The organism is Aquiflexum sp., assembly GCF_041751335.1.
In the GTDB taxonomy this organism is placed as follows: Bacteria; Bacteroidota; Bacteroidia; order Cytophagales; family Cyclobacteriaceae; genus Aquiflexum.
Genome location: NZ_JBGSXS010000332.1, coordinates 1 through 15,957 on the forward strand (window position 1 = coordinate 1; position 15,957 = coordinate 15,957).

Consider the following 15,957-nt stretch of genomic DNA (forward strand, 5'->3'; position numbering starts at 1 on the left):
GGTACAGTATCAATAGGGGCACCAACCATCTCAGGTGCCATGGTATCAGGAAAAATTCTTGATCATGTAAAGGGTGACAAAGTAATCGTCTTCAAAAAGAAAAGAAGGAAAGGTTACAAAAAGAAAAACGGTCACAGACAGGACTTTACAAAAGTATTAATCGAAAGTATTACCCTATAAGATTTCTCCGAAATCCTAAACGTATAAAATTATGGCTCACAAGAAAGGTGTCGGTAGTTCCAGAAACGGAAGAGAATCCCATAGCAAAAGATTGGGTGTTAAAAAATTTGGTGGAGAGGCAGTAATTGCCGGAAACATCATCGTTAGACAAAGAGGAACCAAACATCATCCAGGTGAAAATGTAGGTCTTGGAAAGGACCATACTTTATTCGCATTGTCCGATGGCAAGGTTGAATTCAGAAAGAGATATGACGGCAAGTCCTATGTAAGCATAGTACCTGCTCAAGCATAAAATATCATTACCAATATTGAAAGGCCTTCCGATTTCGGAAGGCCTTTTTTGCTTTAGACCAAATAAACTCCAATGGTCACTTTTTTCAATTTATTCAGAGGTAATACCCTTAACTTTTGCCTACGCTAATCTAAACTTCATGCTATGAAAAATACAATACGCTTGATTTTGGTTTTTGGCTTACTCTTAACCTTTGGATCTCAAAAGGAAGGGTGGTCTCAGACTTACAATGAAAAAATATATGATGCGGTGCAATGGCGCATGGTCGGTCCCCACAGAGGTGGAAGGGCCGCTGCCGTCGCAGGTGTAGCATCAGAAAAGAATACATTTTATTTCGGAGCTACAGGAGGCGGGGTTTGGAAAACCACTGATGGAGGAAAAACATGGGGAAATATTTCAGATGGATTTTTCGGTGGATCCATCGGGGCGGTTACTGTAGCTGATTCTGATCCCAATATCATTTTTGTGGGCGGCGGGGAAAAGACCGTCCGGGGAAATGTTTCTTATGGATATGGGATGTGGAAAAGTACAGATGCTGGAAAAACCTGGGAACACCTAGGTATGGAGGAATCCCGCTTTATTTCAAGGATTAGAATTCACCCAACCAATCCTGACATTGTATATGCTGCGATTTTGGGCGACATATTCAAACCCACGGAAATGCGCGGAGTGTACAAATCAACAGATGGAGGAAAAACCTGGGACAGGAAGCTTTTCGCCAGTCAGGTAGCTGGAGCTGTTGACCTGATTCTCGATCCAAACAATGCCAATTTCCTTTATGCAACTACTTGGGATATCAAAAGGACGCCATACAGCCTGGAAAGCGGTGGAGCAAATTCTAAAATGTTCAAAAGTACAGATGGCGGGGAAACTTGGAATGAAATCTCCCGAAATAAAGGCTTGCCAGAAGGAACTTTAGGCATCATGGGTATTACTGTTTCCCCATTGAATTCCAACAGACTTTGGGCAATTATCGAAAACCTTAATGGTGGTGTTTTCAGATCAGATGATGGGGGAGAAACTTGGGAAAAAACAAACGAGGACAGAAACCTGAGACAACGTGCATGGTATTATACCAGACTTTATGCTGACACCCAAAGCGACAGTACAGTTTATGTATTGAATGTAAGTTATCACAAATCAACTGATGGTGGAAAAACTTTTAAAGGATCCAATGCGCCTCACGGCGACCACCATGATCTTTGGATTGACCCTAAGGACAATCAGAGAATGATCATCGCCGATGATGGTGGAGCGCAGGTTTCCTTTGATGGAGGTGAATCTTGGTCTACTTACATGAACCAACCCACTTCTCAATTTTACAGGGTAACAACTGATAACCATTTCCCTTACAGAATCTATGGTGCACAGCAGGACAATTCTACGATGCGTATCAACCACAGGAATGAAGGTGCTGGAATTACAGAGAACGATTGGGAAGTAAGTGCAGGCAGTGAAAGTGGTTGGTTGGCTGTAGATCCTACAGATAATGATGTAGTCTATGGTGGGAACTATGGTGGATTGCTACAAATGCTCAACCATAGAACAGGAGCGAGAAGGAATGTGAACGTTTACCCGGACAACCCAATGGGACATGGTGCAGAAGGGATGAAGTACCGTTTTCAGTGGAATTTCCCTATCTTCTTTTCTCCCCATGATCCAAAGGTATTGTATACCACATCCAACCAATTCCATCGGTCAACAAACGGGGGACAAACTTGGGAGACCTTCAGTCCTGATCTGACCAGAAATGCCAAAGAAAAATTGGGGCCTTCTGGAGGACCGATTACAAAGGACAATACATCAGTAGAATATTACAGTACCATTTTCACTGCTACCGAATCTCCATTAAAGAAAGGTGTGCTTTGGGCCGGATCAGATGATGGATTGGTTCATGTTTCTGTTGATAATGGAAAGACTTGGCAAAACGTCACTCCACAAGATCTTCCGGAATGGATTCAGATCAACAGTATGGAAGGTCATCCTTTTGAAGAAGGAGGATTATATTTAGCTGCGACTTCCTACAAGAACGGAGACTTTGCTCCTTATTTGTACAAAACAACTGATTATGGGAAATCCTGGACAAAGATCGTCAATGGAATAGATGAACAGCATTTTACCAGAGTTGTTCGTGCAGATCCGGCCAAAAAAGGAATTTTATATGCCGGTACAGAAACAGGCATGTACATTTCCTTCAATGATGGGGCATCTTGGCAGCCATTCCAGTTGAACCTTCCGATAGTTCCGATCACTGATCTGACCATAAAGGAAAACAACCTGATTGCGGCTACCCAAGGAAGAAGTTTCTGGATTATAGATGACCTTACTGTGATTCATCAATTGTCAGAAAACATTGAGAATAAACCATTTCATCTTTTCAAACCTCAAGACTCCTACAAATTGGACGGTGTTAGAAAAGAATCCAAGACTGCCGGAACCAACAGACCCGGTGGGGTTTTGGTGTATTATCATTTGAAAGAGGAACCAAAAGATGAAGTTAGATTAGAATTCTACGATAATGGAAGAAAGCTAATCAAGGAATTTTCTTCAATGGGAATAGAAAATGATACCTTGAAATACAAAACAGGATCAAACGAATTCAATTGGAATTTAAGGATTCCTGATGCCAAAGGATTCGAAGGAATGATCATGTGGTCAGGACCATTGAGAGGACCAAAAGTACTACCAGGAGATTATATGGTTAGGTTGATTGTGGATGGACAATCACAGGATCAGAGTTTTAAAGTATTGCCTGATTTGAGATATCCATCCACTCAGGAAGACCTAAATGCACAGTATGATTTTCTGCTTAAAGTCAGGGATAAATTGACCGAAACCCATGAGACCATTATTCTGATCCGGAAATATAGGGCTGAACTCGATACCATTGTTCAAAAAAATCCACGACAAAAAAGAAGGATTGACCCTATTATAAAAACCATTTCAGACATTGAAAAGGAACTGTACCAAACCCAAAACAAGAGCGGGCAGGATCCATTGAATTATCCAATCCGATTAAACAATAAGCTCGCCCACTTGAATTCGATTGTAGGAACTGGCGAATTTAAACCAACAGATGGGGCCGAGGAAGTAAGGGTTGAAATAACCAGACAAATTGATATTCAGCTTTCAAAATTCAGGGAAATCGAAAAATCCCAGATTTCAAACATCTTGAATATTGAGGAGATGAAAGCTGAGTTGGAGAAGAAGTGAGGTGCTGTTTTCAGGATAGTTCCTAGTCGATAGTCCACGGACCATAGCAGTACTCTTGCACTTCATCCGAGTTTTAAATGGTTATTGGCAAAAAAGGCAAAATGGATAAGCCAGATTACCGAAATAAGAAAAAACCTCAGTCTGGATCGGGCTGGGGTTATTTTTTTCCGACTTGTACATAGAAGTTTGACCTAGTATGTGATCTTTAATCAAAAAGAATAGGAATATATACCAGAGAGTGGTCCAACCATTGAATGCCTGTCCGCGGTGGCGGATCCCCGGTGCAACAGTGAGATTTGGAATGATTACGAGACAAGGGTTCCAACCCCAAATGGGCCTGCCTTCCGGCAAATGCAGGGTTGAATGTTTGGAGATAGGAATTGCAATTTCAAAAAAATAAAAAGGGCGGAATTACGAATTCCGCCCTTTCATACGCTTATTCTACGCTCATCTAAAGCTAATCAGGACAAGTTCCCCAAACAGGTTTTGCCAAGGTCCAAGCTGAATTGGTAAATTCCTTTGGAATAGTCGGGATTTTTGCCACACACCATTTTGACAGGTCCTGGTTAAAATCTGTATTGTTATTAAACATCCTATCCATATTGGTTATTTGGCTGACTTCCCAATTGTCAATTGGTTGGTTAAAACTTCTAAAATCCGGATCCCACAACACCACTTCCGAAGGTTCATTTAGTTTCATCATGGTCGCCTATAATCTCTTGAGCCTATTCAGGCATTTTGCACTCAACCACCAAAACAGGGCAACCTTAAAAACACTCAAATCCTATTGCTTTGCATTAGGGTCATGGAAGGTCAATCATGCCAATAAACAGGTCTTGAAAATCTCATTACCTGTCAAAAAAAGACCGTCGATGGATGGAATCTTCTCCCAAATTCAGAATCTAAGCCTTCCTTTCAATTATTCTAATGCATAATCCGGGTAAAACAATTTTAGATTTTAGATTTCAGTTTGTAGATCTTAGAAATAAATTTTTGAAAATTTATACAATAACCTAATGAAGTAAATAATACGCTCAATAAAGGGCTTTGAAAAATTTGTTATTTGAATGAATTGGGTTGTTTTAAAATAGAATTCTAAAACAAAATCACACCTGTTTTTGGCCTATATGTGCAGCCACCATCCTTAAAGTTCCATAATCATATAAGTCCGGATACTTTTGCCGTAAAGTCCCAAGTTCTCCATTTTCAGATTCAATCAGGCTGCTTATTTTGTTTATTTCTTCATCGCTTATATGATTATGAATGGAAACTTTGCCTGCTGCTATTCCTTTTGCCAAATGTCCTTTTATTGTGGATTCCGCTAAACCCCTTGCTTCTACGATCTCCATGATGGATTTACCAGATCTGCTTAATTCAAAGGTGATTTCGTAGGTTTCTCCTTTTTCTAATTTTATTTTCAGAGACCCTTCTTCTTTTTTCTTTCGACCAGTTTTGGTACTTGAAAACTTAGGGTTCTCTTTTGCTGCATTTTTAGCCTCTTGATACATTTGAATCCTAAGCTGAACTAAATTATGATTGACATCAGTCATTTTCCCGATTTCTTCACCATTTAATATTGCAGGTATCAAATAAGTAACTTTTTGAATGTCTCCTAATTTCTTGAGCAGAATGATTTCCAATTCAGATAACCCTTCCAAATATTTCTTGGTTTTGGAAAATCTTTCAACTTCTGCTTCATGGATTAACATTTTTTTCAAACAATCCTTCAGCAAATCCGCATAATAATTACTTCCTTTTTCTAACCTCTCCATCAATTTGAGCTCATCCTTCTTATGGAGTAAAGCCACCAATTGTTTTTGAAACTTAAAAGTATTCGGACTCTCTTGAATGATACTTTCATAAATGCAAGGCATTGCGTCTTTCATTTCCTGATCTTCAAATTCCAGACTGCTTTCAGTTTCCTTTCTGAAAACCTCAATGCTTTGGATCAGCTCACTAAAATCAAAAGTTGATTCCAGTAGTTTTGCAATGTACTTAAATTGGTGTAATCCCAATAATTCATGCAATGGTGCTTGTTGATTTGTACTTTGGGTAAATGAAATTACACTATGGTCTGAGCTAATGGTATGGGTCCGGATCCTTGTCCTTAATGTCAATCCATCTAGCCCTCTCAACCTGCTTAATGCAACATAGACCTGTCCGGGGGCGAAGGCTTGACCAACATCAATGATGGCCCTATCAAAAGTTAATCCCTGACTTTTGTGAACTGTGACTGACCATGCCAATTTGACTGGGAAATGCTCAAAAGTGCCTATGACTTCCTCCTCTAATTCCTTCGTATTTTCATTCACAATGTATTTTTTATTTTCCCATAATTCTTTAGTCAATGTAAATTCAACTTTTGAATCTGACATGACTACCTTGATTTTTCCATCATCAATGGATTTAACAGTTGCCATTTTCCCATTGAAAAAATCGGCATATCCACTTGTGTCATTTTTAATAAACATGATCTGGGCACCCTCTTTAATTTCCAGTGTTTTTGGGATGGGGAATAAACTCTCCGGAAAATCATTTTCAATGATTGCCTCAAAAAAATGGGATTTGCTTTTCAATGCTGCCAGTTCTTTTTGGTTATGTTCTTCTGCCTTATAATTATGAGTTGTGATAATGATGGTATCTTTAAGGTTTTTGATTTCCTCAGGAGTTTTAAAATGCTTGTTGAGGATTGAAATGTCCTCCTGAGTGACCTCATTGTCCCTTAGGTTATTCAGAATCCGGATGAATAGCTCATCTTTTTGCCTGAATATTTTATCCAGCTCGAGATAAATCATACCTGATTGCTTGAGTGCTTTGGCTTCAAAAAAATGCATACTATTATAGAATTTACTCAGAATTTGCCATTCATGATCCTTAACTATTGGGGGCAATTGAAATAAATCCCCGATCATCAAAACCTGAATGCCACCAAATGGCTCTTCAAAATTTCGCTTGATACTTTTCATCCTGTAATCAATGGCATCCAAAATATCAGCGCGCAACATACTGACCTCATCAATGATGAGCAGTTCAATTGACCTTAGGACTTTTTTTCTGGCCATATTTAAAGTATGCCTTCTTCCTAAACTAAATTGTGTAAAGAAGTTTCCACTGTTGGTAAAATCCCCCTCTGGTTCTCTAGTAGGTAGAAATGATCCCATTGGCAGCAAGAATTGAGAATGGATGGTAACTCCTTTTGCATGAAGTGCAGCGATACCGGTGGGGGCTACAATGACATAGGTTTTGTGCGTAATTTCAGTAAGGTTCCGCAAAAAAGTTGTTTTGCCTGTTCCTGCTTTTCCGGTCAAAAAGATTGGGCTGTTGGTGCTGTTGACAAAATGTGCCGCCAGCTCAAGCCTGTCGGTAGTTTGTGTTTCCATAAAGTTAAAATTAATATAAAAATCAAAAGCGCTACTTGGATTAAACGTTTATGTTCGCAAAGTTTTTAAAATAATGTAACTTTGTCGACTGTAGATAGTTGTCATACTAATTATTAAAACACGAATTAATATGTCAAAAAGTATTTTGGTCACCGGTGGGACAAAAGGTATTGGAAGAGCAATTATCGAAAGATTTGCATTGGAGGGATTTGATGTTTTTACCTGTGCCAGGAATCTGAAGGATTTGAAGGGATTGAAGAAGGATTTTGTTTCCAAATATCCGGAGCAAAAGATTTTTATTAAAAAAGTGGATATGTCTGTAAAAGAAGAAATTGAAGCATTTTCAGATGAAGTCAAAGAAATTTCTACCCCTGATGTGATCGTTAATAATGCAGGGGTTTTCTTTCCGGGTTCAATTCATTCAGAACCAGAAGGCAATTTTGAATTGATGATGAAGACCAATATGTTTTCCGCTTATTATCTTACCAGGGCATTTACACCGGAGCTGATCGAAAGAAAATCAGGGTATATTTTCTCAATTGGATCCATTGCAGGACTAACTGCCTATGCCAACGGTGGCAGCTACGCAATATCAAAATGGGCCATGTTAGGATTTACCAAATGCCTTAGGCAAGAGCTAAAAGATTACAATATAAAAGTGACTTCAATTTTACCTGGGGCAACATATACAGCAAGTTGGGAGGGGGTTGATCTTCCTGTTGAAAGATTTATGAAGTCCGAGGATGTGGCAGAAGCCGTTTGGGGTGCATACAACCTTTCCCCCTTTTCTGTTGTTGAAGAAATAGTTATCAGGCCTCAATTAGGAGATTTATAATCAGTATGGAAACCAAAGCATTATTGGAAAAAATAAGGTACTGTAACAGCCTTACACATTATTCAAGAAGAAAGACCATTCCCGTCAAAGTAGGAGATGTGGTCATCGGTGGGGATAATCCTATTGTGGTCCAATCTATGACCACAGTAGATACAATGGATACCAAAGGTTCTGTAGAACAGTGTATCAGAATGATTGAAAGCGGTTGCCAATTGATCAGAATTACTGCACCTAGCATGAAGGAGGCGGGAAATCTCCAAAAGATTAAAAATGAACTGCGGAAATTGGGGTATAATACTCCATTGGTGGCGGATATCCATTTTACACCAAATGCTGCTGAAATTGCAGCCAAAATTGTCGAAAAAGTAAGAATCAATCCAGGCAATTACGCAGACAAAAAGAAATTTGAAGTCATAGAATATACTGATGAAAGCTATCAGGAAGAATTAGAAAGAATCAAAGAGCGTTTTCTTCCCTTGGTCAAAATCTGCAAAGTACATGGAACTGCGATGCGTATTGGTACCAATCATGGATCCCTTTCGGACAGGATCATGAGCCGATATGGGGATACTCCACTTGGAATGGTGGAATCTGCCTTGGAATTTCTTAGGATTTGCGAAGATGAAAATTACCATGATATCGTCATTTCTATGAAGTCATCCAACACACAGGTAATGGTGCAGGCCTATCGACTGCTTGTCCAAAAATTGGATGAGGGTGGATTTAAGCCTTATCCACTTCACTTAGGTGTGACAGAAGCGGGTGATGGTGAAGATGGAAGAATCAAGTCCGCTGTGGGGATAGGGACATTATTGGAAGATGGACTTGGGGACACTGTAAGGGTATCCTTGACAGAAGATCCTGAATTTGAATCACCTGTTGCCCAAAGCTTGGTAGATAGGTATTTGGAAAGACCCGGGCACCAAAGTATTGGGGAAATACATCACTATCCAATTACACCTTTTGAATATAATAAAAGGGATACCATCGAAGTATTCAATTTTGGAGGTGGAAATGTCCCCAGGGTGATTGCGGATATTTCTAACATAGACAACATTTCCCCTAAAGAAATGAGGCATGTTGGCCATTTCTATTTACCGGAACTTGATAAATGGAAAATGAATGATCAAGGTGCAGATTATGTCTTTTCCGGCTCCAATCCGATACCATTTATGCTTCCAAATGGGATGAAGGAAGTTCAGAACTATTCATGTTGGACAAATGAATCTGATCAAATCAATAAGTTTCCTGCGTTTACATTGGATGAATTCAAATCTGCTGATGCTTTCCATTATGGTTTAAATTTTCTGATGCTTTCTGATTTGGAAGTAGAAGAGTCTTTGAAATGGATAGAAAACAGAAAAGATATTGTTATCATTCTCAGTAGTTCAAACAGTCATCAAATGGCTGCTCTTAGACGAGCATTTATCACCCTATTGGAAAAACATAGTATGATTCCTGTTGTTATTAAGATAAGTTATCCTATTCTGGATCAGGATAAAATCATGTTATATGCTGCCACTGATGTTGGTGGTTTATTGGTTGATGGGCTAGGAGAGGGTATTATGTTAGGGCTTGAAAGCTACAGTGCGGGAGAGAGAAATTCAACCTTTGAACAGATCAAATTGCATAACGCTATCTCTTTTGGGGTGCTTCAGGCAGCAAGGACAAGAATGTCAAAAACGGAATATATTTCCTGCCCATCCTGCGGGAGAACCCTTTTTGACTTACAGGAAACCACTGCCATGATAAGAAAAAGAACAGACCATCTTAAGGGTGTTAAAATCGGAATTATGGGCTGTATTGTGAATGGTCCCGGTGAAATGGCAGATGCAGATTTTGGATATGTGGGTTCAGGTAAAGGGAAAATCACTTTGTACAGGGGAAAAGAAGTTGTAAAAAAATCTGTACCCTCAGAACGAGCGGTAGATGAATTAATAGAAATTATAAGAAAAGATGGTGTGTGGATCGAACCTGAGGAAAAGGATTAAGTGAAAGACTTAAGAAACAAGACTTAAGACACAAGAACTAAGATTCAAAAGCTAAAATTCAATCGCTTTAAAAACTAACCACTTTAATTCACGAGTAACCAAATCCCAGCACGTATTAACCAAGAACAAATTAACCAATTACTAATTATAATCATGGCCAATAACAAAATCAAAGAGTTTTTTAAGCTTGGTGAAGTAGGGAATTATTTTTTCAGGGTTTTTGGTAAACCTGATCCAAGCAGACCATCCAATATCAATATAAGAATGATGCATGGCATCAATAAGATATCCATTTTGATATTTTTGGGTGCGATACTCTTTTGGATAGTCAAGCGGGTTATCGCTTGATTTTCAGATATGTTGCGAGGATTGTATCTTGCATCATTATTGAAATTAAAAAATGAACATTACATTTTTCAGAGAATATTGTCTTTCAAAGCCGGGAACTTCAGAGGATACCCCTTTTGATGCTAACACCCTTTGCTTTAAAGTCGTAGATAAGATATTCGCCATTATTGATATTGAGCTTTTTGAAAGTGTGAATTTAAAATGTGATCCAGAAAGGGCTGTTGAGCTAAGAGAGGAATTTACAGGAATTGTTCCCGGATACCATATGAATAAGAAGCATTGGAACACGGTGTCTTTTGACGGTTCGGTACAGGATAAAATCATATTGGAATTGGTTGACCATTCTTATGATTTGATTTTTAAGAGTTTACCTAAGAATAAGAGGGAGTCATTTTAACTGTATGAGCTATCTTAAAATTGATTCCATCAAAAAAAGTTACCAAAATGGAAAAGTGGTGCTGAATAATTTTTCTATGGATATCTCTAAAGGTAAAGTTATTTCCTTAGTAGGGGAGAGTGGTTCCGGGAAAAGTACTTTGTTGAGAATTATTGCAGGAACGGAAAATAGGGATTCGGGGGAAATCTATTTGGAAGCTGAGCGTATCCAAAATCCAAAGGAAAAGCTGATTCCCGGCTATGATGAAATCCAACTTGTATCTCAGGATTACAAGCTTTTTCCTAATTCAACTGTCGAAAACAATATTGATAGACCCCTATTTTTATATGAAAAAACCTACAGAAAAAAACGGGTTGCAACTTTGCTCGAATTACTTGGCCTGACAGACTTCAAAGATAAATTACCCAAGCAGCTTTCCGGTGGACAACAGCAAAAGGTGGCTATCGGAAAGGCACTAAGTAATGAACCCCAAGTATTGCTTTTGGATGAGCCATTCTCAAGTTTGGATCAGATTCAGCGAAGAGAACTTATCAGTGAACTGAAAACTATGTTTGAGAAATTGGGTGTCACAGTTGTATTTGTCACACACGACCTTGATGATGCCCTTCAGATGACCGATGATTTGGTGATCTTGCAAAAGGGTAAAATCATTCAGCAGGGACATCCTGAAGAGATTTTTTCCAAGCCTAAAAACTTATATGCTGCAAAACTTTTCAGTCATCTGAATCCCATTTCCGGTAAATCAAAAACATATATCCGTCCTTCTGATATCCGATTATTCAAATCTAGCGGGATGTCTGCCAAAATCACAGAAAAAAAATATCTTGTGCATTACAATGAACTGTCCGTAAAACTCTCTGATGGTACGTTGTGGAAAGTTGAAGATAAAAAAAGGACATTTGATGTTGGTGAAAAATTGTTTTTGAAATGGGAGGAAGAAAAAGAAATCAATTTCTAAGTTACATTTTTTTATTCTTCAAAATTTCGATAAAATCCTCAGGATTGATGTTAATCTGTTTAAGTATGCTACGGATAAGCGGCCTTGAAATGTCAGTGCCTTTGTGATGCGGTAATGTGGTATACTTGCCATCAGAATGGCGGTAAAAAACATGGCTTCCCTTTTGTCTTATTATTTGAAGCCAAGTGAAGTTAGAATTTTTTCAAAAGTCAAAGCATCAATGATAGGAAGCTTACTCATAAAGAAACTGAAAAATGCTGCACTCCAATAAATTCCGGTAAGTCTTCAATTTCTTTGGTTATCATTTCCTCCAAACACAGTTCAATGACTTCTTTTAGATTTACATGCAGTTCATCAAGAGTTCTTGCCTGCGTGTGTGCTCCTGGTAGATTTGGAACTACTCCTATATATAAATTTGACTCTTTGTCTTTTTCTATTTATGCTGTGAATTGGTATGATTTCATAGCGATATAATTTCAAATGAAAATTAAGTTATTTAATTTAAGAATTCACAAAGATTTTTAGCCCCAAACTTTTGCAAAACATTAATGGCGTGAGAACTATTACCAAAGTTATGAACCTTGGTAATCATTTTTAATAATTAATGCTGATGCCCATGTTCTCCATGAACATGACCATGGCCGAGTTCTTCCTCAGTAGCTACTCTTACCTCAACGACTTCCCCATCAAAATGTAAATCAAAGCCTACCAAAGGATGGTTGAAATCTAATAAAATCTCTTCGCCCAAATCCTTCATCACTTTGGCCTGCATGGGATATCCGTTTTCATCTACCAATGGCAGGAAATTCCCTTCTTCCAACATGCCCGGTTCAAATCCGTTTTCAGCTTCAAATTGATTTTTTGGCAAGGCCATTATCAGCTCGTCATCCGCTTCACCATAAGCATCTTCTGCAAGGATGATAAAGTTGAAATTTTCCCCTTGTTGTTTTCCTTCCAATAGAACTTCAAATTTTTCCGGTAAACCACTGTTGCCAAAAATAAAATAGAATGGATCTTCCTGATCTCTTACCTCTACACTAAAAGGAATAGACTCGATATTTTCTTCCTCTTTGCTGACTTTAAGTTCGTAAGTAAGACCTACTACAGTGTTTTTTGTGATTTTCATAAGGTGTTTTTAAAGATGTAAAGGTAGGATTATTTTATTGCTCCATTGACCATAACAGCCAAAATACAAAGCATCGCAAGTATAAAACATAGAAATACTATTCCCCACTTCCCTTTGGTTGTGAAATAGAGTGTGCCGATAAAAATGATTCCGAACAAAACCCCGAAAAAGAGCAATATTCTCATGTAAAGATCTTCAGATGAATGGAAATAGGGTGCTTGAGGATTCCCTAATTGTAGTTTCATTTCCTCTTGAAAATATTTTATGCCCAGCCATTCTCTCCAATAAGAATATGCAAATATCCCCGAGGATAGCAATGCTGCAAAAGAGATAAAGAATCTATTCATATAGCGTGTGGATTCATGCCATGACTCAAAGTCATGGCATGAATAAAGTTATGGCATGATTTCTAAATGACAATATTTACAATCTTTCCCGGTACAACAATCACCTTTTTAGGAGGATTTCCTTCTGTCCATTTGAGAACAGTCGCATCTTCCAAAGCAGCTTTTTCTACCTCTTCTCTACTCAATGTAAGTGGCAAAGTCAACTTTGCCCGCATTTTGCCATTAATGGAAACAGGGTACTCGTGATTGTTTTCCACCAGAAACTCCTCTTTAAACTCAGGGAAGGTTGCATAAATGATAGAATCGGAATGGCCAAGTAGTGACCATAGTTCTTCAGCAATATGCGGGGCATAGGAGGAAACGAGGATAGCCAAAGGTTCCAATACCTCACGCTTATTTGACTTTTGTGCGGTCAGTTCATTGACACAGATCATAAATGAAGCTACAGAGGTATTGAAGGAATAATTATCCAAATCCTCTTTGGTCTTTTTGATGGTTTTATGAAGTGTTTTCAGTTCTTCTTTGTTTGGCTTTTCATCCGAAACTTGAAATTGACCATTGCTGTCATGGTATAGCTTCCAAAGTTTTTTGAGAAACTTGAACACACCGTCAATCCCGTTAGTATTCCAAGGTTTGAACTGCTCCAAAGGCCCCAAAAACATTTCATACAATCTGAGGGTATCCGCACCGTATCTTTCAACAATATCGTCGGGGTTAACAACATTGTAATATCTTTTAGACATTTTTTCAACCTCAGCCCCACAGATATACTTTCCATCTTCCAAAATAAATTCGGCATTTGCCAAATCAGGTCTCCAGGATTTGAATTTGTCTATGTTCAATTGGTCATGATGTACGATGTTGACATCCACATGCATGGCAGATGTATCATAATTGTCCTTAAGACCGTAACTCACAAATTGATTGGAGCCTTTGACCCTATATACAAAGTTGGACCTTCCCTGAATCATACCTTGATTGATCATTTTTTGGAAAGGTTCTTCGATACTTACAGCACCAATATCAAAAAGGAATTTTGTCCAAAACCTGGAATACAAAAGGTGGCCAGTGGCATGTTCAGCACCACCAATATAGAGATCCACTGAACCCCAATATTTTTCCTTCTTTGGATCTACAAACTTTCCTGTGTTCTTCGGGTCCATGTACCTGAAAAAATACCAGCTTGAGCCGGCCCATCCCGGCATGGTGCTTTTCTCCAAAGGGAATTCTCCGTCTGCTGTCCTGTAAGTCCAATCTTTTGCCCTTCCCAAAGGAGGCTCTCCGTCTTCTGTGGGTAAATATTTGTCCACCTCGGGCAATACCAATGGCAGATCTTTTTCATCCATCAAGTATGGCAATCCATCCTTGAAATAGACAGGAAGTGGTTCGCCCCAATACCTTTGTCTGGTAAAGATGGCATCCCGCATCCGATACTGTATTTTTCCTTTACCGATTTTCTTTTCTTCCAAAAATGCTATGGCCTTATTCATGGCATATTTCATTTCGAGATCTGAAATAAAACCTGAATTAATGATGGTTCCGCCTTTTCCTGGAAAAGAACCATTTTCCATACTCCCTTCAATCACTTGCCTAACTTCCAAACCAAAATGTCTGGCAAAATTATAGTCCCTTTCATCATGGGCAGGCACGGCCATCACAGCCCCTGTGCCATATCCTGCCAAAACATAATCAGCGATCCATATCTGTATTTCTTCCCCATTGAATGGGTTGATGGCATAAGATCCTGTAAATGCTCCTGAGATGGTTTTCACATCAGACATCCGGTCCCTTTCGGAGCGGTTTTTAGCTACTTCTGCATATGCTTCAGCAGTTTCTCTTTGATCTTCTGTGATCAGTTCTTGGACATATTCATGTTCAGGTGCTAAAGCCAAATAGGTAACACCATAAATGGTGTCGATTCTAGTCGTAAATACCTTGATCTGCTTATCGTTACCTTTGATCTGAAAAATCATTTCTGCACCAATCGATTTTCCAATCCAATTGCGCTGCATTTCTTTAATAGGTTCAGACCATTCAACTTCCTCCAAACCCTGAAGCAATCTCTCCGCATAGGCTGTAATCCGCATGCTCCATTGCATCATTTTCTTTCTTTCTACAGGGTGTCCACCTCGCTCTGAAAAGCCGTCTTTGACCTCATCATTGGAAAGGACAGTGCCCAATGCAGCACACCAATTGACGGTGGTTTCTGCCAAAAATGTCAGTCGAAATTGCAATAGGATTTCCTGCTTCCTTTTCTCTGAAAATGAATTCCAATCATCAGAAGAGAAAACAAACGTGTCCTCATCACAGACAGCCTGAATGTTGCCATTCCCTTCTTTTTCGAAAACAGCAATTAAAGAATCTATGCTTTTTGCTTTATCTGCAGTTTTGTCATAATAGCTATTGAACAACTGCATGAAAATCCATTGTGTCCATCGGTAATAATCCGTGCTTGAAGTCCTTACTTCTTTGCTCCAGTCAAAAGCAAACCCAATATTTTTGAGTTGCTCGGTATAGCGATTGATGTTTTGTTCGGTAGTAATGGCCGGGTGTTGCCCTGTCTGAATGGCATATTGCTCGGCAGGTAATCCAAAAGAATCATAGCCCATTGGGTGAAGGACATTGTATCCTTCCAACCTTTTGAACCTAGTGATGATGTCTGAGGCAATATATCCTAATGGATGCCCTACATGCAGTCCGGCACCTGATGGATATGGAAACATATCCAAGGAATAAAACTTCGGTTTGGCTTGGTCTACTTCGGCATTGAAAATCTGGTTTTTCTCCCAGTATGATTGCCATTTTTTTTCTATTTCCTGAAAATTGTAATCTGCCATTATTGAATAAATGCGTTGCTTTCTATGAATTGCTTGCAAAAATAGAAAAATTA

Annotated in this window: 15 protein-coding genes; 8 read left to right on the plus strand and 7 right to left on the minus strand. The window is 38.8% G+C overall.

The features are described 5' to 3' along the window. From rplU to ACEW8U_RS18600, 3 genes are all read left to right on the plus strand, one after another. Positions 1 to 180: 50S ribosomal protein L21 (gene rplU / locus ACEW8U_RS18590; protein WP_373523561.1), on the plus strand; the 180-nt coding region annotated here is incomplete at its 5' end. 31 nt (positions 181 to 211) lie between these two features. Beyond that, on the plus strand, positions 212 to 472 hold the full coding sequence (gene rpmA / locus ACEW8U_RS18595; RefSeq protein WP_373497007.1) for a 50S ribosomal protein L27: 261 nt from the start codon (positions 212 to 214) through the stop codon (positions 470 to 472). A 144-nt stretch (positions 473 to 616) separates the two neighbouring features. Continuing rightward, positions 617 to 3,685, plus strand: coding sequence for a WD40/YVTN/BNR-like repeat-containing protein (locus ACEW8U_RS18600; RefSeq protein ID WP_373523562.1), 3,069 nt, complete (start codon positions 617 to 619; stop codon positions 3,683 to 3,685). Between the two features lie 457 nt (positions 3,686 to 4,142). On the opposite strand, the gene ACEW8U_RS18605 is transcribed toward ACEW8U_RS18600, so the two are convergent. Together ACEW8U_RS18605 and ACEW8U_RS18610 are read right to left on the minus strand one after the other, a co-directional pair. After that, positions 4,143 to 4,388 (minus strand): BspA family leucine-rich repeat surface protein, encoded by a 246-nt coding sequence (locus tag ACEW8U_RS18605; protein WP_373523563.1) that lies wholly within the window; start codon positions 4,386 to 4,388, stop codon positions 4,143 to 4,145. 403 nt (positions 4,389 to 4,791) lie between these two features. Next, positions 4,792 to 7,065, minus strand: a complete 2,274-nt coding sequence (locus ACEW8U_RS18610) for a helix-turn-helix domain-containing protein (RefSeq protein ID WP_373523564.1) — start codon at positions 7,063 to 7,065, stop codon at positions 4,792 to 4,794. 130 nt (positions 7,066 to 7,195) lie between these two features. Here ACEW8U_RS18610 and ACEW8U_RS18615 point away from each other — a divergent pair, with 130 nt between their 5' ends. The 5 genes from ACEW8U_RS18615 to ACEW8U_RS18635 all read left to right on the plus strand — a co-directional run bounded on the left by ACEW8U_RS18615 (position 7,196) and on the right by ACEW8U_RS18635 (position 11,594). After that, a complete protein-coding gene (locus ACEW8U_RS18615) occupies positions 7,196 to 7,900 on the plus strand; it encodes an SDR family oxidoreductase (RefSeq protein ID WP_373523565.1) in 705 nt (234 codons plus the stop codon). Positions 7,901 to 7,905: 5 nt separating this feature from the next. Beyond that, positions 7,906 to 9,891: a (E)-4-hydroxy-3-methylbut-2-enyl-diphosphate synthase gene (gene ispG, locus ACEW8U_RS18620; protein ID WP_373523566.1), complete on the plus strand. Its 1,986-nt coding sequence runs from the start codon at positions 7,906 to 7,908 to the stop codon at positions 9,889 to 9,891. 153 nt (positions 9,892 to 10,044) lie between these two features. Further along, on the plus strand, positions 10,045 to 10,239 hold the full coding sequence (locus ACEW8U_RS18625; RefSeq protein ID WP_373523567.1) for a DUF6728 family protein: 195 nt from the start codon (positions 10,045 to 10,047) through the stop codon (positions 10,237 to 10,239). A 52-nt stretch (positions 10,240 to 10,291) separates the two neighbouring features. Beyond that, positions 10,292 to 10,636: an MmcQ/YjbR family DNA-binding protein gene (locus ACEW8U_RS18630; RefSeq protein ID WP_373523568.1), complete on the plus strand. Its 345-nt coding sequence runs from the start codon at positions 10,292 to 10,294 to the stop codon at positions 10,634 to 10,636. Between the two features lie 4 nt (positions 10,637 to 10,640). After that, positions 10,641 to 11,594: an ABC transporter ATP-binding protein gene (locus ACEW8U_RS18635; protein ID WP_373523569.1), complete on the plus strand. Its 954-nt coding sequence runs from the start codon at positions 10,641 to 10,643 to the stop codon at positions 11,592 to 11,594. Position 11,595: 1 nt separating this feature from the next. Here ACEW8U_RS18635 and ACEW8U_RS18640 read toward each other — a convergent pair whose 3' ends face one another. The 5 genes from ACEW8U_RS18640 to leuS form a co-directional block, all read right to left on the minus strand. After that, complete coding sequence (locus tag ACEW8U_RS18640; RefSeq protein WP_373523585.1) at positions 11,596 to 11,769, minus strand: type II toxin-antitoxin system HicA family toxin; 174 nt, start codon at positions 11,767 to 11,769, stop codon at positions 11,596 to 11,598. A 61-nt stretch (positions 11,770 to 11,830) separates the two neighbouring features. Continuing rightward, positions 11,831 to 12,031, minus strand: coding sequence for a type II toxin-antitoxin system HicB family antitoxin (locus ACEW8U_RS18645; RefSeq protein ID WP_373523586.1), 201 nt, complete (start codon positions 12,029 to 12,031; stop codon positions 11,831 to 11,833). A 164-nt stretch (positions 12,032 to 12,195) separates the two neighbouring features. Continuing rightward, a complete protein-coding gene (locus ACEW8U_RS18650; protein ID WP_373523570.1) occupies positions 12,196 to 12,720 on the minus strand; it encodes a peptidylprolyl isomerase in 525 nt (174 codons plus the stop codon). Between the two features lie 29 nt (positions 12,721 to 12,749). Next, the gene (locus tag ACEW8U_RS18655; protein ID WP_373523571.1) at positions 12,750 to 13,067 is read right to left on the minus strand and encodes a hypothetical protein; all 318 of its coding nucleotides are present in this window, start codon (positions 13,065 to 13,067) and stop codon (positions 12,750 to 12,752) included. Between the two features lie 62 nt (positions 13,068 to 13,129). Beyond that, complete coding sequence (leuS, locus tag ACEW8U_RS18660) at positions 13,130 to 15,904, minus strand: leucine--tRNA ligase (protein ID WP_373523572.1); 2,775 nt, start codon at positions 15,902 to 15,904, stop codon at positions 13,130 to 13,132. Between the last annotated feature and the right edge of the window lie 53 nt (positions 15,905 to 15,957).